The following is a 20,809-nucleotide window of genomic DNA, read 5'->3' as shown; positions in this document are numbered from 1 at the left end:
AAAGCTTAACATTTAATTGAATTATGTGTATAATGATAAAAAAGGAGATGAAAACAATGGAACTTAAAGGATCAAAAACAGAAAAGAATTTAATGACTGCTTTCGCAGGTGAAGCACAGGCTTCTATCAAGTACACTTACTATGCTTCAAAAGCTAAAAAAGATGGTTATGTGCAGATTGCGAACTATTTTGAAAAGACAGCAGCAAATGAAAAAGAACATGCGAAATTATGGTTTAAGAAACTTCATGGCGGTATGCCTGGTACTGTTGAAAATTTAAAGGATGCAGCTGCAGGTGAAAACTATGAGTGGACAGATATGTATAAGGAATTTGCAGCAGTTGCTCATGAAGAAGGTTTTGAAGATATTGCCAAGATGATGGAAGGCGTTGCTGCTATTGAAAAGCATCATGAAGAAAGATATCGCAAGCTTTTAGGAAATATTGAAGGAAAAGTTGTCTTTGCGAAAGATGACGTAGTTGTCTGGGAATGCTTGAATTGCGGTCATTTACATATTGGTAAAGAAGCTCCTGCTGTTTGCCCGGTATGTGATCATCCTCAGTCTTACTTTGCATTAGAAGTAGAAGATTACTAAAATTTTAATTTTTGAATGATTATGGGCTCATCGGGCCCATTTTTATGTTATCATTAGAGTATGAAAATAATAATATCACCCGCTAAAAAAATGAATGATCATGAAGATTTTGGATGGCATCAGCTTCCATTATTTTTAGATAAGACTGAAATGTTGAAAGATAGACTTCAGAAGATGAGCATTGAAGAACTTGCAGATTGTATGAAATGTAATCAAAAAATTGCAACGTTAAATCATGAGCGCTTTCAAAAGATGGATCTTCATGAAGGCTTGATACCTGCTCTTTTTGCTTATGAGGGCTTGCAGTATCAGCATATGGCACCGGCTGTCTTTACGAGTGATGAGTTGGAATATGTTGAAAAGCATTTAGTGATCCTGTCCGGTTTTTATGGGCTGTTACGTCCTTTTGATGGTATCCGCTGTTATCGTTTGGAGATGCAGACAAGATTAGATATCAATGAAAATAAAAGCTTATATGATTTTTGGAAAGATGATTTGGCGAATGAATTGTTTCATGATGATGATCTCGTTTTAAACTTGGCTTCTAAGGAGTATTCACAATGCATTGAACCTTATCTGAATGAAAATAGAAAAATGATTACCTGTGTATTTGCTTCTTTAGATAAAGGTAAGCTAAAGGTGAAGGGAACGGAGGCCAAGATGGCACGTGGTGAGATGGTGCGTTATATGGCCTCACATCAAATTGAAGATTTAGAGGAAATCAGACATTTTAATTATTTAGGATATGGATATGATGCTTCTTATTCAAATGATAAGGAATGGGTATATTTAAAAAGATAGTCATGCAAAGAGCATGATTTTTTTAATATTATTTAGAAAAATATAATAATACTTTTAATAATATTAAAGTGTGATATAATATTATTGAAGAAAAGGAGAGTGTGGTATGAAGGAAACAGAGTGGATCGAAGCACTGGAAGATGAAGATCTGACTTTTATTAAGAATTTTGTTCTTGCCAGTGGTTCATTAAAAGAAATTGCAGAGATTTATGGTGTGACATATCCAACCGTTCGTCTTCGTTTGGACAGGCTGATCCAAAAAATAAAGATCAGCAGTGAAAATAGGGAAGAACCTTATATCACACTGATCAAGAAAATGGCCTTGGATGATCGTATTGGATATGAGGAAGCAAAAATTTTGATTCAAGAATACAGAAAAGAGAAGAAAGGGGAGAAATAGTTTGGATAATTTGATGGTAAGCGGAATGTTATGGCTTGTACTTATTTCAATAGGAAGAATGCTGATTCCTATGATTCTTCTTGGCTTAGCTCAATATCTGATTTACACAAAAGTATATCGCTGGCGATATGTCCTGCCTATCCTCAGTCTTGTATTATTGGTGGTCATGTTGATTAGATTTAGTATGTTTTTAGTTGCTCTTGAAATGCCGTTAAGCTTTTTGATCTTTCTCTACTATCTGATTTTATTTATTCCTTACTATTGCCCATGCATCGTAATTTTTAGTGTATCGGCGTGGGCGAAAAGAAAGCATAAAAAAGATGATCTTGAGAGAATGAAGATCAATGATTTATAAAAAGGCATCAATACGCAAAATTAATTGTTTATCTAAGAGAAATATAATAAAAAGGAACTATGTATAGTCAGTAATTTTAGAAAATTACTTAACTTATATAGTTCCTTATCTTTTATTTTTTTCTTTTGGCCAGTGCAACAAAATAGATGATCCCATAAATACAGATTACAACTGAAATGATCAGCATGATGATCAGCTCTAATTCAGTGATTTCTTTCATAAATGCATAAACAGCTAATAAAACACCAAATAAGAGATATAGAAGCGCCTTGATCAAAAGAACATTTTTTTCATTAGTTTCATTGATCTGTTCAAGATAGCTGGTTTTTCTTTCAGGCCTGAAGTTTGGAATGACCGTCAGCGATCTTAAAAACCGGAAACGAAATAAAAACTCTAATCCTACCAGAACGATGATGGCAGCTAATGCGGCAATATAGATATCAAAATAGAAGCTGCCGATCCGATAATTTAAAAGAAGTGCAAAAACGATCAAAGGTATGATGAAACGTTTTTGATATAAACTGAATTGGCCGGCATTGCTTTCTAAGATCAGATAACCGTTCTTGGTAATAAAGTCATAATAGACATCTCGACCATGCTTATCCTGATAAACAGAAAAGCCGGATACTGAAGGCTGATTCTTTTGGGCCATTATAGCTGTGCTTCTCCCTTGCAGTAGGTTTGTGCTACTGAATAATCATCTTCCAGTACTACGATATCGGCATCATAACCTGTGCATAATTTACCTTTATGGTCATCAATGCGCAAAAGTCTTGCCGGGTTGATCGTGCATGAATTTAAAGCGGCATCAAATGGAACCTTAGCTTCTTCCACAAGGATCCTTAATCCTTCATTTACCTTCAGCGTGCTTCCTGCCAATGATTTACTTTCTGTCAGATGAGCACTTCCGTCCGGATAAATTTCAATTTCATGTCCGCCAAACATGAAGCGGCTTCCTACAGGATTTCCTTTTGCCATCAAAGAATCAGTGACCATGATCGCATAATCACGTCCTTTTGTTTCAAAATAGATATTCAAGGCTGCTAATGTCGAGTGGTTTCCATCACAGATCACTTCACCGAAAACATCTCTGAATCTGAAAGCGGCACCTACCAGACCATTGCTGCGGTGATTGAATGGGGACATACCATTATAAACATGCGTCATGCTTCTTGCGCCATTTGCGACTGCCATGGCAGCTTCTTCATAAGTTGCGTTTGAGTGTCCCATGCTGACTACGACACCGTTTCGTGAACAATATTTTGTCAATTCAAAATTTGTATCATGTTCAGGCGCCAAGGTAATGATCTTGATCAATCCGTCGGCAGCTTTCTGATAATGTTTGAACTGTTCAACAGAAGCTGAAGCGATATATTCAGGTGGCTGTGCTCCTTTGTATTTCATATCAAGATAAGGTCCTTCAAAATGAATACCGAGAATTTCAGCGCCTTTAGGATTTGTCTTATAAACTTCAGCAACGTGGCGGACAGCATTTGTCAGCACTTCTTCGCTTTGGGTAACTGTTGTTGGACATAAGCCGGTAACTCCTTCATGAGTGACATTGGCTAACCAATTCTCTAGTCCGCCATTTGTAGCTTCATTAGTGTCCCAGCTGTAAGCACCGTGAGTGTGAATATCTAAGAATCCCGGAACGATTCTTTTTTCACCGTAATCCTGATCCACTTGTTTACTTTCATAAGGGTAGATGTTTTCGATCTTGCCGTTCATGATTTCGATTTGTGCAGGAATAAACTGATTGGCAATCCAGACTTTTTTGCTTTGAATAATCATAAATTTTCCTCCCTTTTTATACCTATACTTATTTTAAACTATGTTTAGGAAAAATCATTTGTATATTTTGATATTCCTATTATCTATTTTAACTAATTTGTTGAAATCTTACAACTCAAACACTATAATTAAGATGAAAATAGGAGGGATACCATGATATTCAACTTTACGAAAGAACAACTGGATGAATCAAGTGCTGTTTTTACGGCAACTGAAATTCATCAGCAGCCTGCTACATGGGTAAAAACGATCCAGCAGATCAAAGATCACAAGGATGAGCTGAAGGCGTTTATTTCACAGGTGACCTCGCAGGCTGATTATGATATTATTTTAGCCGGAGCAGGAACCAGTGAGTTTGTGGGCAACAGCTTATTTTCTTATCTGAATAAGAAAACTAATTTCAAGTGTAAGTCTTATGGTACGACAGATATTGTCGCAACACCGGAAAACTATCTTTCAAGGACAAAGCCAACGCTTCTGATTTCTTTCGGACGCAGCGGCAATTCACCGGAATCAATAGGAGCTGTTGAGGCTGCCGAAGTGGTATGTGAAAATCTTTACCATTTATTTATTACTTGCAATAAGAATGGTGCTTTGTCAAAACGTGCCAAAGAAGAAAAGCACTGCTATGCCATCAATTTGACAGATGAAACACATGACCAGTCATTTGCGATGACAAGTTCATTTACAAATATGTATTTAGCATGTCTTTTATGCTTTGAATTAGACCGTTTGGATGAAGTTGCCAGTGAATTAGAAAGCGTGATCAAATGTGGCAGCCAGTTTGTAGATAAAGATTTTACATTGGCTGATGAGATCGTAAAGGATTATGATTTCAATCGCATCGTTTATCTGGGAGCAAATGCATTAAAGGGTGTAGCACAGGAAAGCGCCTTGAAGATGCTGGAGCTGACAGCCGGTAAGGTGGCGACGATGTATGATACACCATTGGGATTCAGACATGGACCAAAGTCAATTATTGATGATAATACATTGACCGTTATTTATTTGAGCGATGATGCTTATTCTTATCAGTATGAGCTTGATCTGATCAAGGAAATGAGCGGTCAGCGAAAGGGCAATAAGATCTTTGCGGTTACGAATACAGATCGCCCTGAGGTAAAAGAGCTTGTTGATTATTACTATTCCTTTAATGGCGAAAAGCATAACAACGTGCTTTTAGGATTGGATTATATTACAGTTGCTCAGTGCGTGGCTTTATTTAAATCGCTCTCTTATGGTATCACACCGGATAATCCATGTCCAAGCGGTGAAGTGAACCGTGTCGTGAAGGGTGTTATTTTATACCCATATACAAAAAAATAGATAGAAGGAGAAAAGATATGATTGGAATTTTAGTGACGGGTCATGGCAATTTTGCTACCGGAATCAGTTCAAGCGTCAAGCTGATTGCCGGCATGCCTGAAAAATATGAAATGGTTGATTTTTTAGAAGATTATTCTGTCGATGATCTGACAAGAGAATTGAATGCGGCAATGGATCGCTTAAGCGATTGTGACGGTATTTTGGTATTTTCTGATCTTGCCGGCGGTTCACCTTTTAAGACGGCTGTCGAAGTGGGTGTCGGCAGAAAAGAAAGAGTTGAGGTTCTCGGTGGAACCAACTTAGGAATGATCATTGAGATTTCAATGGCTCGCGGTTTTGTGAGCGATATGGATGCACTTGTTGAAATGGCTGTAAATACAGGAAAAGATCAGGTCGTTCATTTTGTGCTTACAAAACATGAGGATGTTGCTGACGAAGATGGAATTTAAGCCCTGGATTCAGGGCTTTTAATTTGCGATAATTTTCACATAATTTAAGATAATTTTTATAAATGTTAAAAAAAGAAAAATTGTAAATATTAAAAAGTGCAAATAAAAAAATAAAAAAAGTAAAGAAATATAGTTGAAAACGCTTTACAATATCAGTGTAATTGTTAAAGATTGTGAGGTCTTAATATAATTACAAACTGATATGAAGGGGAGGAGAACTTTATGACAAATATCGTATTAACACGTATTGACAACCGCCTGATTCACGGACAGGTTGCTACACAGTGGTGTGGTGTGATCGGGGCAAACCTGATTCTTGTCGCTAATGATGAGGTAGCTGGCAATACACTTCGTCAAGGTTTAATGGATATGGCTGCTCCTAGTTACGCTCAGACGCGTTACTGGACAATTGAAAAAACAATTAACACTATCCATAAAGCCTCAGATGCTCAAAAGATTTTCATCGTATGTGACAATCCTACTGATGTACTGGCTTTAGTAGAAGGTGGCGTACCTATAAAGAAAGTAAACATCGGTAATATGCACATGGCTGATGGAAAACGTCAGGTTGCAACAACTGTTGCCGTTGACGACAAAGATGTTGCGGCTTTCAGAAAACTGCAGGAACTTGGAGTTGAACTGGAAATCAGACGTGTACCTGATATTGCTGCAGAAGACGTAAACAAATTATTTAAATAAAATTACATTATTAAAAAGGAGAAATGACAATATGCAAGCTATTTTATTAGCAATCGCTACATTTATTTTTGCTATTGACCAATTCTCATTAACTGAAATTTTGTATCGTCCAATTATTGCTTGTCCGATCATTGGTCTTATCTTAGGAGATCCTCAGACAGGACTTGTAGTAGGTGGTACTTATGAATTAATGATGGTTGGTAACATGCCTGTTGGTGGTGCTCAGCCTCCTAACGCCGTTCTTGGTGGTGTTGTTGGTGTTGTTTTAGCTGTAAATGTTGGTTTACCAACTGAACAGGCTTTAGGTGCTGCCGTAATCTTCTCACTGTTTGGACAGTATGCCGTTACTTTGACATTTACTTTCATGTCAACAATGATGGCTAGAGCTGATAAGGCTGCTGCTGAAGCAAATCCTAGCGGAATTACGATGGTTAACAACATCTCTATGTGCATCTTAGGTGCATTATTCGCTGCTATGGCTGTTGCTGCTTATTTTGGTGGAGAAGCATTAGGTGAAACATTGACTCAGTTCTCAGAAGACTTCTCATGGCTGATGGCTGGTTTAGGTGCTGCTGGTGGTATGATGCGTAATGTCGGATTTGCCGTATTATTGAAGATCATGCTTTCTAACGACCTTTGGGGTATCTTCCTTGCCGGATTCGCTGCTGCTGCAGTATTAGGTAATGTTGATGCTACTTCAGGAGCTGCTTTGATCCTGATAGCATTCATTGGTATTGCTATTGCTATCAATGACTTCACATTAAACTTAAAAATTAAGGAAAATGCCGGAAACGGAGGTGTAAGTGATGGCATCTAATGCTACGACTTATAAAGATTTAACTCCTGCTGCTCCTCTTGATAAGAAAACTTTAAACAGAATGGTTTGGAGATCTTGTCAGTTACAGGCTTCTTTCAACTATGAAAGAATGCAGGCTGCAGGATGGCTATGGGCTATTTTACCGGGATTACAGAAAATCCACACAAATAAAGAAGACTTATCTGCTTCAATGGAACACAACCTTGAGTTCTTCAATACTCACCCATTCTTAGTAACATTCGTTATGGGTATCGTTCTTTCATTGGAACAGCAGAAGGCTGATATTAACACGATTCGTTCGGTACGTGTTGCAGCTATGGGACCTCTGGGAGGAATTGGTGACGCATTGTTCTGGTTCGCATTAGTTCCTATCACAGCAGGTATCACTTGTAATATGGCTATCGATGGTAGCTGGATCGGACCAATCCTTTACTTCATTATCTGCTTCGGTGTAGAAATGGCTTTACGTTATGGATTGATGTACTGGTCTTACAGCTTAGGTACAAGCGCTATTGCTGTATTAACGAAGAATGCTAAAGAGTTCACTCGTGCAGCTTCTATGCTGGGTGTATTCGTAGTTGGTGCATTGACTTGCAACTATGCTAACGTAAGTTTAGGAATGATGATTCCTAACGGTACTACAATTAATGATGCTGGTGAAACAGTTGCTAACTATATCGATGTTCAGGGACTGTTAGATGGTGTATTACCTGCAGCATTATCATTAGCTATCACATTGTTGTGCTACTGGCTGATCAAGAAGAAAAATTGGTCTGCAACTAAGTGTATCTTATTGCTTTTAGTAATTGGTATCGTAGGATGTGTATTCGGTATCTTTGGTGGAGCTGCCGGCGATTACACAACACCTATTTCAGTTCCTTGGCACGCATAAGATATTACAATATTTAACTCTAAACCTTCATGAAGAGAAGTCGATTGACTTCTCTTTTTTTGCATAAATTATGATTTAATTTGTAAAATATAACTAATATATATAAAATTAATGGGAATCGTGTTAAAATAAGCTTGTTAATAAGGGAGGTAATTATGAATACAAATCCGTTAAAACAAATTGTTACTAAGCAGAAAGCAGGAGAACATGTAGGTATTTATTCCTGCTGCAGTGCAAATAATTATGTTATAGAAGCCGCTATCGAGCGTGCCAAAAAAGATCATGCAGTAGTCCTGATTGAATCAACAGCAAATCAGGTGGATCAGTTTGGTGGCTATACAGGAATGAAACCGGCTGATTTCACGAAATTTGTGAAAGATATTTGTGATAAGTGTGATTATGATTTCTCTCGTATATTTCTGGGTGGGGATCATTTAGGACCACTGACATGGACACACCTTCCGGAGAAAGAAGCGATGAAAAATGCTGAAGATCTGATTCGCAGTTATGTATTAGCCGGATTTACGAAGATTCATATTGACACTTCAATGAAGGTAGCAGATGATGATCCGAATATCCGCTTAAGTGATGAAATCATATCCCGTCGTGGAGCACACCTGGCAAGAGTGGCTGAAGATGCTTATCAGGAACTTCTAAAAACAAATCCTGATGCTGTTCATCCTGTTTATGTCGTTGGTAGTGAGGTGCCGATTCCGGGTGGGGCACAGGGTGCTGTGGAAGATTCAGGTATTCAAGTTACGAAAGTAGAAGATTTTAAGGCAACGGTGAGTGCTTTTGAAGAAGCTTTCAAGAAAGAAGGACTTGAAGAAGCCTGGAATGAAGTTATTGCGGTTGTCGTTCAGCCGGGAGTTGAGGAAAAGGATGCCGGATGTACAGAATATGATCGTGAAAAGGCAAAAGATTTAATGGCTGCAATCAAGGAATATCCAAACTTGGTATTTGAGGGTCATTCTACAGATTATCAGACAAAAATCAAGTTGAAAGAATTAATCGAAGATGGCGTTGGCATTCTAAAAGTTGGTCCTGGTCTTACTTTTGCAATGCGTGAAGGTCTGTTTGCTTTATCTTATATTGAAGAAGAAGTTTTTAAGGGAACTGATGTTGAAACAAGTCATCTGATTGATGTTTTAGAAGAAGCCATGCTTGAAAAACCGGATAAATGGGCTAAGTATTATACTGGTAATGAAAATGAATTGAGGATCAAGCGTAAATTCTCATTCTCAGATCGTTGCCGTTATTATCTTCCAAATGAAAAAGTACAGCAGGCTATTGCTAAGCTGATGAGTAATTTAAGGAGCCTGCCGGAAGTGCCGTTAAATCTTATGAGCCAGTTTATGCCGATCCAATATACGAAGGTGAGGGAAGGCAGACTTATAAATGATCCGGAAGCTTTAGTAAAGGATCGGGTTGTAAATACGATTGACGAATATCTGTATGCAACTCATCAGGAAAAGCTTTAATATGAAAAACGCTATTGCAAATGCAATAGTGTTTTATTTAGGCAATTCTATTTATTTGTAGATGGTTTTCGCATAATCACTTGGTGCCAGATTAAACTCCTGTTTAAATTTTCTGGAAAAATAATGAATGCTTGTAAAACCGAGCTTTTCAGATATTTCTGATATCGTATATTTATTTTCTTTGATGAGATATTTCGCTTTTTTAAGCTTTAAATGACTGATATATTGTTTAGGAGCAGTATTTAAATTTTTATTGAAAAGCTGTTGGAGGGATGAGCGTGAAGTTGAAAATTCATGACAAAGCTGTTCAACGGTAATGGGTGAATAGATATTATCATTGATATAGATAATAATTTCATTTAATAGCTCATCTTCAATTTTTTGCTGCATTGGTGAGTAAGCAGGTTTAATTGTTTTGGTTGATTGTAACTGTAGAAACTGAATGATGACTTCATTCAGATAACAGATACACAGATCTTTATAGAAAGGATCCTTACGTTCAGTAGCATTGATAAATTCCTGTAAGGTATTGATAATTCCGCGTGATGCATGGAAGACCTTATTATTTAGTAAATCAGCAGGGAAATCCGTTGTTTCAAAAATGACCGTCAAATATGAACAGGCATCTTTATCGCTTGTTTTTTGTGAATGGAATTGACCGGGAGAATACAACATGCAATCATATTGATTTAAATAATATTCTTTTCCTTCAACCTCAGTGATCAATTGACCGCTGTCAATGAAGGTTAATTCCCAATATGGATGTGTTTCACCTGCGAAAACATAGTTTGTATTTTTTACTTGATAGTAGTAAACAAGAATTTCTTTGACAGAAACCGTTGGAAGTATTCTTTTACAGAAGATATGTTCACCATTGATGCGTTTGATCGTTACAACATTTTCATGGCGCTTATAGATGGATACGGTGGCTGTTTCACTTATCGCAAAGAAATTAAAATATGAATGTTTTTTTAAGCGTATCGTATGATGAATCACAAATTGTTCATAGGTATTGGATTGGTTTTCTTTAGAAATGCAAAGCATGACGATGCCTTCGTCAACATAGATATAAATATCATCCTCATTGTAGAAAGCGGTTGAAACTTCCTTGTTATCTATTTGGAGTATTTCTTTTGGATATTCACTGGCCTCGACTGGTAGCGTTGTATAAGTATCTCCATATTTTTGAAAAAAAAAGTTAGATGTTTTATTAAACATAGTGATCACCTCATCTCATTATAACGAAAAGCCGTTGGAATGTAAATAAAAAATACAAGTATGCTGGCAAAAAGTACAAAGGCAAAAAAAGGAACATTTAGTTCCTGTTTTTGTCATAAATGACCTTTAATCCTTTAAAAGTTAGATCACGATCATATATATCGATCATTGTAGTATTTTGTGAAATGATCTTACCAAGACCTCCTGTCGCAATGACCAGCATATCCGGCTGATGGAGCTCTTCCTTGAATTTCTGAATAATATATTCAACACTTCCTAGATATCCGTAAAACAATCCTGCCTGCATAGAAGTAATGGTTTCTGTCGCAAGGATCGTCTTTGGTTTTTCAATTTCAATTTCCGGAAGTTTTGCGCAATACGTTGAAAGTGCTTCTGCACTGATCCCGATACCGGGAGCTGTTACACCGTATTTAAAGACACCATCTTTAGAAATATAGTCATAGGTAGTGGCAGTACCGAAATCGATGACAAGGGCATTGCCTTGATAGTTGTAGAAGCATCCGGCTAAATCAACGATACGGTCAGCACCTACTTTTTTTGGATTTTCCGTTTTGATAGAAATGCCTGTTTTAATTCCCGGACCTACAAGGATAGGTTCTTTATTGATATATTTACGAATAGAGTTGGTGAATGAATGCATGATCTTAGGAACGACGCTTGAGATGATGACATCTTTGATTTGCGATGCATCTACTTTAGAGTCCATTAAAAAATTTAAGATCATGAAACCATATTCATCTGAAGTTCTTTTGAACCATGTGGTTAAACGATAGTTACCTATCAGCATATCGTTTTTATAGATACCGATCGTTATATTTGTGTTTCCTATATCAATGACGAGCAGCATATAAAACCTCCAGTTTAGAAAGTATATGATAAGCTAATTCATCTTTGCTCATGATATCATAGTTAATTTGTTCATCTTTAGTAAGCAGGGTTGCGATATTGGTATCATATTGAAAGCCGGCTCCTGCTTTATTTAAAGAGTTGACGACTAATAGATCACAATTTTTAGATAATAGCTTTTGTCTGCCATTTTCGATTTCATTTTCAGTTTCCATTGCGAAACCGCATAAAACCTGATGTGTTTTATGTTCACCTAAATATTTCAAGATATCCTGAGTCTTTTTTAAAGTTAAGGATAAGTCATTTTCTTGTTTTTTGATTTTTTGATTGCTGGTATGTTCAGGTGTGTAATCGGCAACTGCCGCAGCACAAATGATCATGTCAGCTTCTTTATATCGTTTTGTCATCTCTTGGAACATCTCTTCAGCACTTTCAATATGGATAACATCTATGTTGCGAGGTGCTTTTAACTGGGTAGGGCCACTGACAAGCGTGACCTCTGCTCCCAGATTGCGAGCTGCTTTTGCGAGGGAATAGCCCATCTTTCCGCTGGAATGATTGGATAGGAAACGTACTGGATCGATTTTCTCACGGGTAGGACCTGCATTGATCAATACCTTTTTTCCATTTAACGGTTTTTCTTTGACAAGGCCTTCCTCAATGGCGTCCATCAGCTGATCAAGTGCTGCCAGCTTACCGATACCGGTATCACCGCAAGCCAAATGACCACTGACAGGGGATATGATATCATAGCCATATTTCTCACATAAGCGGAGATTATCCTGCGTAACAGGATTTGTGTACATTTTTGTATTCATGGCAGGGGCAATCAGCTTTGGACAGTCGCAAGCCAGAAAAGTTGTCGTCAGCATATCATCACAGATGCCATGCACGGCTTTTGCGATAAAATTAGCTGTTGCCGGGACAACGATAAACAGATCCGCTTTCTGGGCAATTGAAATATGCTGGGTGGAATAAGAGTGCTGACGATCAAATGTATCACTCATCACCCGATGATGGGTCAATGATTCAAACTGCAAGGGAGCGATGAACTGGGTTGCATTCTGTGTCATGATGACCTCGACATCAAAATCTTTTTTCACCAGATCACTGACGAGCTGAACACTTTTAAAGGCACCTACACAACCGGTAATGCCGACAACGATAGTTTTTTTCATATATGTGCTCCTTTTGCCTTGAGGGCCTTGATAACTGCTGCTGAAATTATGGCCGCTAAAATGGCTTCTATGATACCATTCGTAAAGATGGTAGCTTTAATGACATTCATAAATGTTTCATAGGCAAAGCCGGCAGTAGCGGCATATTCTCTTCCGAAGAACAGCCAGATACCGGACATGACTAAGATCGTATTGATAAGTGAACCTGCCGCAGCACTGATCAGAATAGCCGGTGATTCACTGAGTTTTTTACGTAAAAGCTTATAAAGATACCCACTGCCAAGACCAATGCAAATACGCGGAACCATTGCAATCAGTATGGAAGAAAAATTACCATGGACCTCACCAATAGAATAAAAAGGTGAAAAACAGAATGAAAAGGCTGTGGGTCGAAAAGTCGCTGTGAAAATCGAAGACAGTCCAAATACGATTCCCAGAATAACGCCTTCCTTGGTACCTAATAAAATAGAAATAATAATAACAGGAATATGAAGAGTGGTTGCATTGATCGGCCCGATCGGTACAAAACCTAAAGGGGTAATCATAAGCACGATCTCAATTCCGATAAACATGCTGAGCAAGACCAGACGTCTTACTTTTTTAGATTGTGACATAGTTTTCTCCTTACTGTCGCTCTTTAAGATGCAACGTAACGGTATTATTATAGTCAACTTTGCTTATTTTTTCAATTTATTTTGTTTATAATTAAATGAAATGATATAATAAAATCATGAAAAGTAAAAAAATATTTATTTTATACGTTATCTGGATATGTTTTATCTGGTCTAATTCACTTCTTCCGGCGACCCAGTCAAGTAACTTATCAGGCAGTTTATCGTATCAGCTATACAGCTTATTACATTTACCTGTAGATTTTGAGTTATTTCATACATTTATTCGTAAATGTGCTCATTTTAGTGAATATGCCGTGTTAGGAGGATTGGCCGCATTCTCCTTTAGCTGTTGGAAAAAAGGCATAGGAACCAGCATATTGGTTGCTTGTCTTGATGAAACGCTGCAGTTGTTTATTGATGGGAGAAGCGGTCAGATAAGTGATGTACTGATCGATAGCGCCGGAATCCTATGTGGATTTTTTATTGTTTTTTTTATTACAAAGCATTTTTCTAAAAAGGACTGACAAATTTGTCATTCTGGTTGTAACTGATCGGAAAAAAGAATATACTGTGCATGTTTAAAGGGGAGGACATTTATGTTAAGTATCCGAAATTTTTCTAAAAGTTATGATGGAAAGCCTGCGGTGAAACAAATTAACTTAGAAGTTGAATCCGGTGAGATCTATGGCTTTATCGGTCATAACGGTGCCGGAAAAACGACTACGATAAAAAGCATTGCCGGTATTCTTGATTTTGAAGAAGGTGATATCCTGATCAATGGTAAATCCATTAAAAAAGATCCGATCGCCTGTAAATCGATCATGGCTTATATTCCTGACAATCCTGAATTATACGATGGGCTTTCAGGAATCAAGTATCTGAATTTTATTGCTGATATATATCGAATCAGCAGTGAAAGAAGAATGGAATTGATTAAAAAATACAGTGAGGCCTTTGAACTGGAAGCAAATCTCGGTGATTCCATTTCATCTTATTCCCATGGTATGAAACAGAAACTGGCAATTATTGCCGCTTTGATTCATGAACCAAAACTGCTTTTATTAGATGAGCCTTTTGTCGGTCTTGATCCAAAAGCAAGCCATATCTTAAAAACGATCATGCGTGAAATCTGTGATGAAGGAGGATGTATCTTCTTCTCCACACATGTGCTTGAAGTTGTAGAAAAGCTATGTGATCATGTATGTATCATTAAAAACGGCGAGATCATCAAGGATGGTACGGTTGAAGAGGTCGTAGGTGATCAGTCGCTGGAAGATGTTTTCTTGGAGCTGGCTGAACATGACTAATTTATGGCTTTTAATGAAGATTCAGATCCAGGGCCTTTTGTTTAGAACGACCACACACCGTAATAAGAAAAAGAAGGCTGCGGGATTTGGTATGCTGATACTGCTGGCAATATTATTCATGTATATGTCAGTCGTCTATGTTTCGGGAATGGTAGTGGCATTTCCAGAGGGATATCAGTATATTGCTTTATATGTCATGGGCATGGTAACGATATTTATGTTACTGGTCTTTGGTTATCAAAGTGCCGGAGGACATCTTTTTGGTTTTAAGGATTATGATCTTTTGATGTCACTGCCAATTAAGAAATCAGAAGTACTTGTAAGTAAATTTTTATCTTTTTTATTTCTTGAATATTTTTATGGTTTCTTTTTATTGGCACCTTCGATCGTAATTGTCGGTCTTGTATGCCATTATGGTCTGATGTACTATGTGTTAGGCTTCATTGCCTGGCTGATCATACCATTGGTACCAATGGTAATGGCAGCGCTTCTTGCTTATTTGTCTATGTATATGGCAGGAAAGTTTAAATATAAAAATCTGATGAATAATATTTTCTATATTATTCTGATGGGAGCCGTGTTCGTACTTATTTTCGCTTATCAGAGTCTGTTAGATCAGGAAGCGGGACAGCTGTTGGGGCTGGTTGCGAATATGGAAAGATATCTTCCGTTCATGTCTTTTCTTTTTGATGGCATGGTCTTTGGAAATATACTCAAGTATGTGTTAGGTATTTTGATCAATGTAGTGGTCTTTGGTTTATTTGTCGGATTATTCTCAAAGAATTTCATGAAATTAAATTCACAGATCAAATCCGGTTATAAAGTAAAAAACTTTAAACTTAGAGCCACGAAAGCAAATTCATCGTTTAAAGCTCTTTTCAATAAAGAATTAAGAACGTATTTCTCAAATACCGTATATTTTATGAATACGGCGGTGATGCCGATATTATTGGTGATCGGTTTTGCCTATCTGTGCATTTTTATGAGAGATGAAATTCAGCTTGTACAGAGTGTCATGCCTGAAATGATCATGCCGGTGTTCTGCGGGGCAATCTTATTCTTATCGCTGGTGAGCTGTACGACGAATTCTTCGATATCACTGGAAGGGAAAAACTTTGATTCTTTAAAATCCTATCCAGTCGATGTCATGGATATTTTTATGGCGAAGATGAGCGTTAATTTATTAGTCATCATACCTTGTGCACTGATATGCAGCGTGATGGCACTTATCTTTTTGAACTTATCAATGGGTGATTTTCTGTTATGTGTAGTAACGGCATTGACCAGCAGTTTCTTCATCAGTGCTTTAGGGTTGATCTTAAACTTACATTTCTATCGTCTGGATTGGGATAATGCTGCGGTTATCGTGAAACAGTCGATGCCGGTATATATTACGTCGATTGGTGGCATGGTTGCATCCTTTGGTATTATTTTCTTGGGATTGCAACTGACGGAATATCTTTCACCTACGATCATCGTCCTATTGTTGAATGGACTATTATTACTTTTTGATATCGTCTTCTTTATTTATCTCAATACAGGAGGACGAAAGCAATTCATGAAGATTCATTAAGAGGCCTCTTTTTTTCAATTATGGAATCCAGTTTTACTTAAAATAATATATAATATATGTAATTAAGAATGGGGGCGGTCATATGGGCAGAAGCAGTGGCGGGCGCAGCAGTAAAAGCTCTGAAAGCAGTGCACGCAGCAGTAAAGCAAATCGAAGCAGCAGCGGATCACATAGCAGTGGCGGTTTAGGGAATAAACGCTCTTCCGGGGGATTTAGCGGCGGAGGAAGATCTTCCGGTGGTTTTAGTGCCGGCGGACGTACTTCAGGAAGAAGTACAGCATCCTCTTCACCAAAGCCATCAACCGGCACATCTTCTAATAAGCGTCCAGAACCTGAAAGAAAACCTGATTCAGCATTTGAACATAAAGTAGTGTACACACCGCCTTATGATGATTATGATGAATCTTCATTTGATGAGGGGATAGAAAATCATGGTACTTATCATGTACCTCCTCCAAGACAACCAAAAGCAAAGGTAAGGAGAAAGCCAAAGCCTTCAAAACTAAGAAAGCCGAGAAAGTTTAGGTTCAAGATATTATTAAAAGGCTTCGGATATTTTTTTATCTTTTATGTATTGATCTCTACCATAATGAGCTTTCTTGGTTATTCACCTGCATCAACAGATGAAAATATTCCTGATAATACGACAAAAAGGGAACCTTTGCAGGGGATCGTCATAGAAACAGAGTGGTATGAGGATGAACTGGGATGGATACATGACAGTAATCTCTTAACAAAAGGATTGAATTATTTTTATTCTGAAACAGGCGTACAGCCATATATCATTTTGATCAAAGGTACTGATGAATTTTGGCAGGATTCTTTTGATGAAGCAGCGGCTGATCAATATTTAGAGGAATTATATAGAGAAAAATTCAGTGATGAAGGACATTTCGTCTTTGCTTATTTTTCATCTTTAGATGATTCAAAAGAAGAAATGAACGGTGAATTCCGTTATCTCAGCGGCTTAGAAGCTGATAAGATCATGGATGAGGAAGCATTCACTATTTTCTGGGCAAATTTTGAGAAAAACTATTATGATACTTCATTATCCATTGAGGAAATGATAGCGGATACTTTTGAAACCACAGGCAGGTCTATTATGAATATGCCTATAACGGGAAAAGACATCATAACAGTCATGATCGTAATCGGCATAGCTTATTTTATGATTCGCTTTTTCTATAAAAAAATTAAAAATAAGAATCAAAAGAAAGAAGATACGAAGATCTTTGCTCAGCCGTTAAAAACTTTTGGAACAGATACAAGTGAATTGGAAGAGAAATACAAATAATGTCTAAAAAAGCGCCTTTAGGGGCGCTATTCTTTAGAAAATGAATGGATATGCGTTAAATGGGATCATTTAACGAATTTTTAGAAAATTATACTGATATATTTTTATATTATATATTCAAAGAATGAAGATAAGTGTTTGATATACAGTTTATCTGTTTCTCACATATCAGATATTTATCTAAAAGCTTTTTTTGCTGCTATTACCACCAGCTAGCAGCTTTTTTTATGAAGAAAATGATTTTTGTGTTACAATATACAAAGATAAGGATGTGGGAAAATGGAATTTATAGTTTTATATATATTATGTGCAGTTATCATTGTGCTTTTATTTGTTTTATTGCTTAAGCCTAATAAAAATAAGGATGAAATGAGAAATCTTCATTCTAAGATTCAAACATTAAATGAAACACAGAAGGTCAGTAATGAACTGATGAGCGAACGTTTGCGTGAGATGAATGAAACGATCAAGGGGATGAATGAAATGTCATTTCAGACCAATGAATCCATTCGTAAACAGTTGTCGGAAACAACAAGTAAGCTAGAAGAAAAAGTGAATGGTCTTACCTTGCAGAATGAAAGCAAGCTGGAGGCGATGCGTTTAACTGTTGAAAGCAAGATCACCTCTCTGCAGGAGGATAATGCCAAGAAGCTGGAAGCGATGCGTCTTACCGTAGATGAGAAGCTGCAGGAAACTTTAGACAAGCGTATCAGTCAGTCATTTCAGTTGGTGAATGATCGTCTGGAACAGGTATATAAAGGCTTAGGAGAGATGCAGACGCTGGCAAACGGTGTAGGCGATCTGAAAAAGGTTTTAAGCAACGTTAAAACGCGTGGTATTTTGGGAGAAATTCAACTGAAGGCCATCTTAGAGGAAATCTTATCTCCGGAGCAGTATGAAGAAAATGTCGCTACTAAGAAAGGCAGCAGCAATGTCGTAGAATTTGCGATAAAGCTTCCCGGTGATGGCTCGGGATCAATCGTTTATCTGCCGATCGATTCAAAATTCCCGGGAGATAAATACGCCCAGCTGGTAGATGCTTATGATGAAGGTGATCCGGCGAAGATCGCACTTGCCCAGAAGGAATTGGATGCTGTTATCAAAAAGAGTGCCAAAGATATTCATGATAAATACATTGATGTTCCTAATACGACAGAATTTGCGATCATGTTTTTACCGTTTGAAGGGCTTTATGCGGAAGTGGTACGCCGAGGCTTTGTAGAAAGCTTGCAGCGTGATTATAAGATCAATATTGCGGGACCAACGACCATGGCCGCTCTTCTCAATTCGCTGCAGATGGGCTTTCGAACATTGGCGATTCAGAAGAGAAGCAGTGAAGTCTGGGAAGTATTGGGAGCTGTCAAGAGTGAATTTGAGAAGTTTGGTACAGTGTTAGAAAATACACAAAATAAATTGAATATGGCTCAAAAAGAATTGGATAATCTGGTCGGTGTACGTACTCGGCAGATTCAGAAAAAACTGGATAAGGTATCAAGTATCGATGCTTTGCAGTCAGAAAAAATATTGGAAATAAATCAGTCAAAAGAATCGACATCTGAATAGTGCTGTTTTATAATGATGCTATATGGAGGTGAAGCGGATGATTTATAAAATTCAGTTAAATGATGTGCTGGTAACGAGTAATTGTGAAATAAGCGAAGAAGAAGGTAAAGCTTATGTTGAATGGGCACAGAAAAAGTATGCCGGCAAGAAAATTGATGAAGTCAGGCTGAACTTCAATGGCGATGATGTTGATATTGAAACTCATTTGGCACCAGAGTCATTTGAAAAGATTCGTCGTATCACCGGTTATCTGGTAGGTACGGTCGATCGCTTCAATGATGCAAAGCGGGCTGAAGAAAGAGATCGTGTCAAACATATGTAAAAAGCTCAATGGCGAGCTTTTTATTTGGAGAATCATATGGAAATACAAAAGGAATTATGTGAATGGTTCGTGTCAAACCATCGAAAACTGCCCTTTCGTGAAAGTAAGGATCCTTATGCGATATGGGTAAGTGAAATCATGGCGCAACAGACAAGAATTGAAACGATGCTGCCTTATTATGAAAGATGGATGCAAGAATATCCAACCGTTACTGCTTTAGCAACCGCCCCCTTGGAAAAGGTGTTAAAGAGCTGGGAAGGACTGGGATATTATAATCGTGCGCGAAAGCTTCATGAAGGTGCTAAACAGGTCATTGAACAATATCAGGGACAGCTTCCGTCTGATGTGGAAGAACTGGAAAAAATCAGTGGTATCGGTCCTTATACGGCAGGGGCGATTGCCTCGATTGCTTTTGGTATGCCTGCTCCGGCTGTTGATGGAAACGTATTGCGCGTCGTAACACGGCTGCTGGAAATAGATGATGATATTTCAAAACAGAAAACAGTAAAGAAAGTAAAGGCAATCGTCAGTGAAATGATGATTGGAAGCAATCCGAGTGATTTTACGCAAGGCCTAATGGAACTGGGTGCTTTGGTCTGCATGCCACAGGTCATTCTTTGTAAAGAATGTCCCTTGAATCAAAAATGTCTTGGCTATGCGCATCAGACACAGATGAATTTTCCGGTGAAAACAAAACCTAAGAAAGCTCCTGTATTGACGTATCAGACACTTTTGATCATCAAAGATCATCAGATTCTTTTAAGTAAAGATGATCGGGATGGCCTGATGAAAGATTTTTATCGTTTGCCTCAATATGAAAGCTATGATACAGAGGGCTATACATTCATAAAAGAAATGAAACATGTATATTCCCATAAGGTATGGAAAATGAAAATATATGAATATCAAGATGGGAAAATACCGGATGATGAATATGTGAGATGGGTCGATATCGGACAATTGGATCAGCTTCCTATAATTGGTGCACATTTAAAGATCTTGAATCAAAGGATTCATAAAATCGGATAAGATCTCTATGTCGGAAGGCATAGAGGTTTTTTATTATTAAAAGTAAAAAAAAGTTTGAATAAAAATTGGGAAAAATGAAGCTTGAGCGCATATATAAGAGTAGGAGGTAAAATTTTATGCAGAAAAAAGCTTCGCTTGATCAATCCTTTAAACATATCCTAAGATATAAGATCGTATTGGCTCATATCATGAAAGATTATCTGGAAGAATATATGAATGTTCCGATCAATGAGATCATGG

General features: G+C 37.6%; 23 protein-coding genes. 17 read left to right on the top strand and 6 right to left on the bottom strand.

The genetic code is table 11. The features are described from left to right. Nucleotides 1–56 precede the first annotated feature (56 nt). The 4 genes from rbr (at nucleotide 57) to Q0K35_RS03690 (ending at nucleotide 2,149) form a co-directional block, all read left to right on the top strand. Nucleotides 57–593 (top strand): rubrerythrin, encoded by a 537-nt coding sequence (rbr, locus tag Q0K35_RS03705; RefSeq protein WP_294561330.1) that lies wholly within the window; start codon nucleotides 57–59, stop codon nucleotides 591–593. Nucleotides 594–653: 60 nt separating this feature from the next. Continuing rightward, entirely contained in the window at nucleotides 654–1,394 is a 741-nt protein-coding gene (yaaA, locus tag Q0K35_RS03700; RefSeq protein ID WP_294561329.1) for a peroxide stress protein YaaA, read from the top strand. Nucleotides 1,395–1,500: 106 nt separating this feature from the next. Further along, nucleotides 1,501–1,794 carry a DUF2089 family protein gene (locus Q0K35_RS03695; protein ID WP_294561328.1) on the top strand — a complete coding sequence of 98 codons (294 nt, stop codon included), beginning with the start codon at nucleotides 1,501–1,503 and terminating at the stop codon, nucleotides 1,792–1,794. A gap of 1 nt (nucleotide 1,795) precedes the next feature. Continuing rightward, nucleotides 1,796–2,149, top strand: coding sequence for a hypothetical protein (locus Q0K35_RS03690; protein WP_294561327.1), 354 nt, complete (start codon nucleotides 1,796–1,798; stop codon nucleotides 2,147–2,149). 112 nt (nucleotides 2,150–2,261) lie between these two features. Here the strand turns inward: Q0K35_RS03690 and Q0K35_RS03685 are convergent, their stop codons facing one another. Continuing rightward, a complete protein-coding gene (locus Q0K35_RS03685) occupies nucleotides 2,262–2,801 on the bottom strand; it encodes a hypothetical protein (RefSeq protein ID WP_294561326.1) in 540 nt (179 codons plus the stop codon). Beyond that, a complete protein-coding gene (gene nagA, locus Q0K35_RS03680; RefSeq protein WP_294561325.1) occupies nucleotides 2,801–3,940 on the bottom strand; it encodes an N-acetylglucosamine-6-phosphate deacetylase in 1,140 nt (379 codons plus the stop codon). The genes Q0K35_RS03685 and nagA overlap by 1 nt, the downstream gene beginning before the upstream one ends. 153 nt (nucleotides 3,941–4,093) lie before the next feature. Here nagA and Q0K35_RS03675 point away from each other — a divergent pair, with 153 nt between their 5' ends. The 6 genes from Q0K35_RS03675 to Q0K35_RS03650 all read left to right on the top strand — a co-directional run bounded on the left by Q0K35_RS03675 (nucleotide 4,094) and on the right by Q0K35_RS03650 (nucleotide 9,604). Continuing rightward, nucleotides 4,094–5,266: an SIS domain-containing protein gene (locus Q0K35_RS03675; protein ID WP_294561324.1), complete on the top strand. Its 1,173-nt coding sequence runs from the start codon at nucleotides 4,094–4,096 to the stop codon at nucleotides 5,264–5,266. Nucleotides 5,267–5,283: 17 nt separating this feature from the next. Further along, nucleotides 5,284–5,715 carry a PTS galactosamine/N-acetylgalactosamine transporter subunit IIA gene (gene agaF, locus Q0K35_RS03670; protein WP_294561323.1) on the top strand — a complete coding sequence of 144 codons (432 nt, stop codon included), beginning with the start codon at nucleotides 5,284–5,286 and terminating at the stop codon, nucleotides 5,713–5,715. A gap of 222 nt (nucleotides 5,716–5,937) precedes the next feature. Continuing rightward, complete coding sequence (gene agaV / locus Q0K35_RS03665; protein WP_294561322.1) at nucleotides 5,938–6,414, top strand: PTS N-acetylgalactosamine transporter subunit IIB; 477 nt, start codon at nucleotides 5,938–5,940, stop codon at nucleotides 6,412–6,414. Nucleotides 6,415–6,445: 31 nt separating this feature from the next. Then, nucleotides 6,446–7,231: a PTS sugar transporter subunit IIC gene (locus tag Q0K35_RS03660; RefSeq protein WP_294561321.1), complete on the top strand. Its 786-nt coding sequence runs from the start codon at nucleotides 6,446–6,448 to the stop codon at nucleotides 7,229–7,231. Further along, nucleotides 7,221–8,123, top strand: a complete 903-nt coding sequence (locus tag Q0K35_RS03655; RefSeq protein ID WP_294561320.1) for a PTS system mannose/fructose/sorbose family transporter subunit IID — start codon at nucleotides 7,221–7,223, stop codon at nucleotides 8,121–8,123. The genes Q0K35_RS03660 and Q0K35_RS03655 overlap by 11 nt, the downstream gene beginning before the upstream one ends. 152 nt (nucleotides 8,124–8,275) lie before the next feature. After that, complete coding sequence (locus Q0K35_RS03650; protein ID WP_294561382.1) at nucleotides 8,276–9,604, top strand: class II D-tagatose-bisphosphate aldolase, non-catalytic subunit; 1,329 nt, start codon at nucleotides 8,276–8,278, stop codon at nucleotides 9,602–9,604. 51 nt (nucleotides 9,605–9,655) lie between these two features. Here Q0K35_RS03650 and Q0K35_RS03645 read toward each other — a convergent pair whose 3' ends face one another. The 4 genes from Q0K35_RS03645 to Q0K35_RS03630 all read right to left on the bottom strand — a co-directional run bounded on the left by Q0K35_RS03645 (nucleotide 9,656) and on the right by Q0K35_RS03630 (nucleotide 13,481). Continuing rightward, nucleotides 9,656–10,822, bottom strand: a complete 1,167-nt coding sequence (locus Q0K35_RS03645; protein ID WP_294561319.1) for a helix-turn-helix domain-containing protein — start codon at nucleotides 10,820–10,822, stop codon at nucleotides 9,656–9,658. A 97-nt stretch (nucleotides 10,823–10,919) separates the two neighbouring features. Further along, nucleotides 10,920–11,690 (bottom strand): type III pantothenate kinase, encoded by a 771-nt coding sequence (locus Q0K35_RS03640; protein ID WP_294561318.1) that lies wholly within the window; start codon nucleotides 11,688–11,690, stop codon nucleotides 10,920–10,922. After that, the gene (coaBC, locus tag Q0K35_RS03635; RefSeq protein WP_294561317.1) at nucleotides 11,674–12,867 is read right to left on the bottom strand and encodes a bifunctional phosphopantothenoylcysteine decarboxylase/phosphopantothenate--cysteine ligase CoaBC; all 1,194 of its coding nucleotides are present in this window, start codon (nucleotides 12,865–12,867) and stop codon (nucleotides 11,674–11,676) included. Before coaBC ends, Q0K35_RS03640 begins: the two co-directional genes overlap by 17 nt. Further along, on the bottom strand, nucleotides 12,864–13,481 hold the full coding sequence (locus tag Q0K35_RS03630; RefSeq protein ID WP_294561316.1) for an ECF transporter S component: 618 nt from the start codon (nucleotides 13,479–13,481) through the stop codon (nucleotides 12,864–12,866). The genes coaBC and Q0K35_RS03630 overlap by 4 nt, the downstream gene beginning before the upstream one ends. A 116-nt stretch (nucleotides 13,482–13,597) precedes the next feature. On the opposite strand from Q0K35_RS03630, the gene Q0K35_RS03625 reads away from it, so the two are divergent. From Q0K35_RS03625 to mutY, 7 genes are all read left to right on the top strand, one after another. Then, on the top strand, nucleotides 13,598–14,005 hold the full coding sequence (locus tag Q0K35_RS03625; RefSeq protein ID WP_294561315.1) for a VanZ family protein: 408 nt from the start codon (nucleotides 13,598–13,600) through the stop codon (nucleotides 14,003–14,005). Nucleotides 14,006–14,077: 72 nt separating this feature from the next. Further along, nucleotides 14,078–14,788, top strand: coding sequence for an ABC transporter ATP-binding protein (locus Q0K35_RS03620; RefSeq protein ID WP_294561314.1), 711 nt, complete (start codon nucleotides 14,078–14,080; stop codon nucleotides 14,786–14,788). Then, nucleotides 14,781–16,361, top strand: a complete 1,581-nt coding sequence (locus Q0K35_RS03615; RefSeq protein WP_294561313.1) for an ABC transporter permease — start codon at nucleotides 14,781–14,783, stop codon at nucleotides 16,359–16,361. Before Q0K35_RS03620 ends, Q0K35_RS03615 begins: the two co-directional genes overlap by 8 nt. A gap of 82 nt (nucleotides 16,362–16,443) precedes the next feature. Continuing rightward, nucleotides 16,444–17,655 carry a hypothetical protein gene (locus Q0K35_RS03610; RefSeq protein WP_294561312.1) on the top strand — a complete coding sequence of 404 codons (1,212 nt, stop codon included), beginning with the start codon at nucleotides 16,444–16,446 and terminating at the stop codon, nucleotides 17,653–17,655. Between the two features lie 279 nt (nucleotides 17,656–17,934). Continuing rightward, nucleotides 17,935–19,218 carry a DNA recombination protein RmuC gene (gene rmuC / locus Q0K35_RS03605; protein WP_294561311.1) on the top strand — a complete coding sequence of 428 codons (1,284 nt, stop codon included), beginning with the start codon at nucleotides 17,935–17,937 and terminating at the stop codon, nucleotides 19,216–19,218. 37 nt (nucleotides 19,219–19,255) lie between these two features. Continuing rightward, nucleotides 19,256–19,540 carry an anaerobic ribonucleoside-triphosphate reductase gene (gene nrdD, locus Q0K35_RS03600; RefSeq protein ID WP_294561310.1) on the top strand — a complete coding sequence of 95 codons (285 nt, stop codon included), beginning with the start codon at nucleotides 19,256–19,258 and terminating at the stop codon, nucleotides 19,538–19,540. Nucleotides 19,541–19,576: 36 nt separating this feature from the next. Next, nucleotides 19,577–20,569 (top strand): A/G-specific adenine glycosylase, encoded by a 993-nt coding sequence (gene mutY / locus Q0K35_RS03595; protein WP_294561309.1) that lies wholly within the window; start codon nucleotides 19,577–19,579, stop codon nucleotides 20,567–20,569. Nucleotides 20,570–20,809: the final 240 nt, after the last annotated feature.

Origin of the sequence: uncultured Traorella sp. (genome assembly GCF_944327115.1) — a bacterium.
Taxonomy (GTDB): domain Bacteria; phylum Bacillota_I; class Bacilli_A; order Erysipelotrichales; family Erysipelotrichaceae; genus Traorella.
This window is presented reverse-complemented; position numbering and strand designations above follow the sequence as displayed.

What these genes read in the sequence shown, in the direction of transcription:
- yaaA (WP_294561329.1), top strand. Translation starts at nt 654, where the DNA reads ATGAAAATAATAATATCACCCGCTAAAAAAATGAATGATCATGAAGAT.
- rbr (WP_294561330.1), top strand. Translation starts at nt 57, where the DNA reads ATGGAACTTAAAGGATCAAAAACAGAAAAGAATTTAATGACTGCTTTC.
- Q0K35_RS03625 (WP_294561315.1), top strand. Translation starts at nt 13,598, where the DNA reads ATGAAAAGTAAAAAAATATTTATTTTATACGTTATCTGGATATGTTTT.
- Q0K35_RS03610 (WP_294561312.1), top strand. Translation starts at nt 16,444, where the DNA reads ATGGGCAGAAGCAGTGGCGGGCGCAGCAGTAAAAGCTCTGAAAGCAGT.
- Q0K35_RS03685 (WP_294561326.1), bottom strand. Translation starts at nt 2,801, where the DNA reads ATGGCCCAAAAGAATCAGCCTTCAGTATCCGGCTTTTCTGTTTATCAG.
- Q0K35_RS03675 (WP_294561324.1), top strand. Translation starts at nt 4,094, where the DNA reads ATGATATTCAACTTTACGAAAGAACAACTGGATGAATCAAGTGCTGTT.
- nrdD (WP_294561310.1), top strand. Translation starts at nt 19,256, where the DNA reads ATGATTTATAAAATTCAGTTAAATGATGTGCTGGTAACGAGTAATTGT.
- Q0K35_RS03615 (WP_294561313.1), top strand. Translation starts at nt 14,781, where the DNA reads ATGACTAATTTATGGCTTTTAATGAAGATTCAGATCCAGGGCCTTTTG.
- nagA (WP_294561325.1), bottom strand. Translation starts at nt 3,940, where the DNA reads ATGATTATTCAAAGCAAAAAAGTCTGGATTGCCAATCAGTTTATTCCT.
- Q0K35_RS03620 (WP_294561314.1), top strand. Translation starts at nt 14,078, where the DNA reads ATGTTAAGTATCCGAAATTTTTCTAAAAGTTATGATGGAAAGCCTGCG.
- Q0K35_RS03640 (WP_294561318.1), bottom strand. Translation starts at nt 11,690, where the DNA reads ATGCTGCTCGTCATTGATATAGGAAACACAAATATAACGATCGGTATC.
- Q0K35_RS03630 (WP_294561316.1), bottom strand. Translation starts at nt 13,481, where the DNA reads ATGTCACAATCTAAAAAAGTAAGACGTCTGGTCTTGCTCAGCATGTTT.
- rmuC (WP_294561311.1), top strand. Translation starts at nt 17,935, where the DNA reads ATGGAATTTATAGTTTTATATATATTATGTGCAGTTATCATTGTGCTT.
- Q0K35_RS03645 (WP_294561319.1), bottom strand. Translation starts at nt 10,822, where the DNA reads ATGTTTAATAAAACATCTAACTTTTTTTTTCAAAAATATGGAGATACT.
- mutY (WP_294561309.1), top strand. Translation starts at nt 19,577, where the DNA reads ATGGAAATACAAAAGGAATTATGTGAATGGTTCGTGTCAAACCATCGA.
- Q0K35_RS03660 (WP_294561321.1), top strand. Translation starts at nt 6,446, where the DNA reads ATGCAAGCTATTTTATTAGCAATCGCTACATTTATTTTTGCTATTGAC.
- agaV (WP_294561322.1), top strand. Translation starts at nt 5,938, where the DNA reads ATGACAAATATCGTATTAACACGTATTGACAACCGCCTGATTCACGGA.
- coaBC (WP_294561317.1), bottom strand. Translation starts at nt 12,867, where the DNA reads ATGAAAAAAACTATCGTTGTCGGCATTACCGGTTGTGTAGGTGCCTTT.
- Q0K35_RS03695 (WP_294561328.1), top strand. Translation starts at nt 1,501, where the DNA reads ATGAAGGAAACAGAGTGGATCGAAGCACTGGAAGATGAAGATCTGACT.
- agaF (WP_294561323.1), top strand. Translation starts at nt 5,284, where the DNA reads ATGATTGGAATTTTAGTGACGGGTCATGGCAATTTTGCTACCGGAATC.
- Q0K35_RS03655 (WP_294561320.1), top strand. Translation starts at nt 7,221, where the DNA reads ATGGCATCTAATGCTACGACTTATAAAGATTTAACTCCTGCTGCTCCT.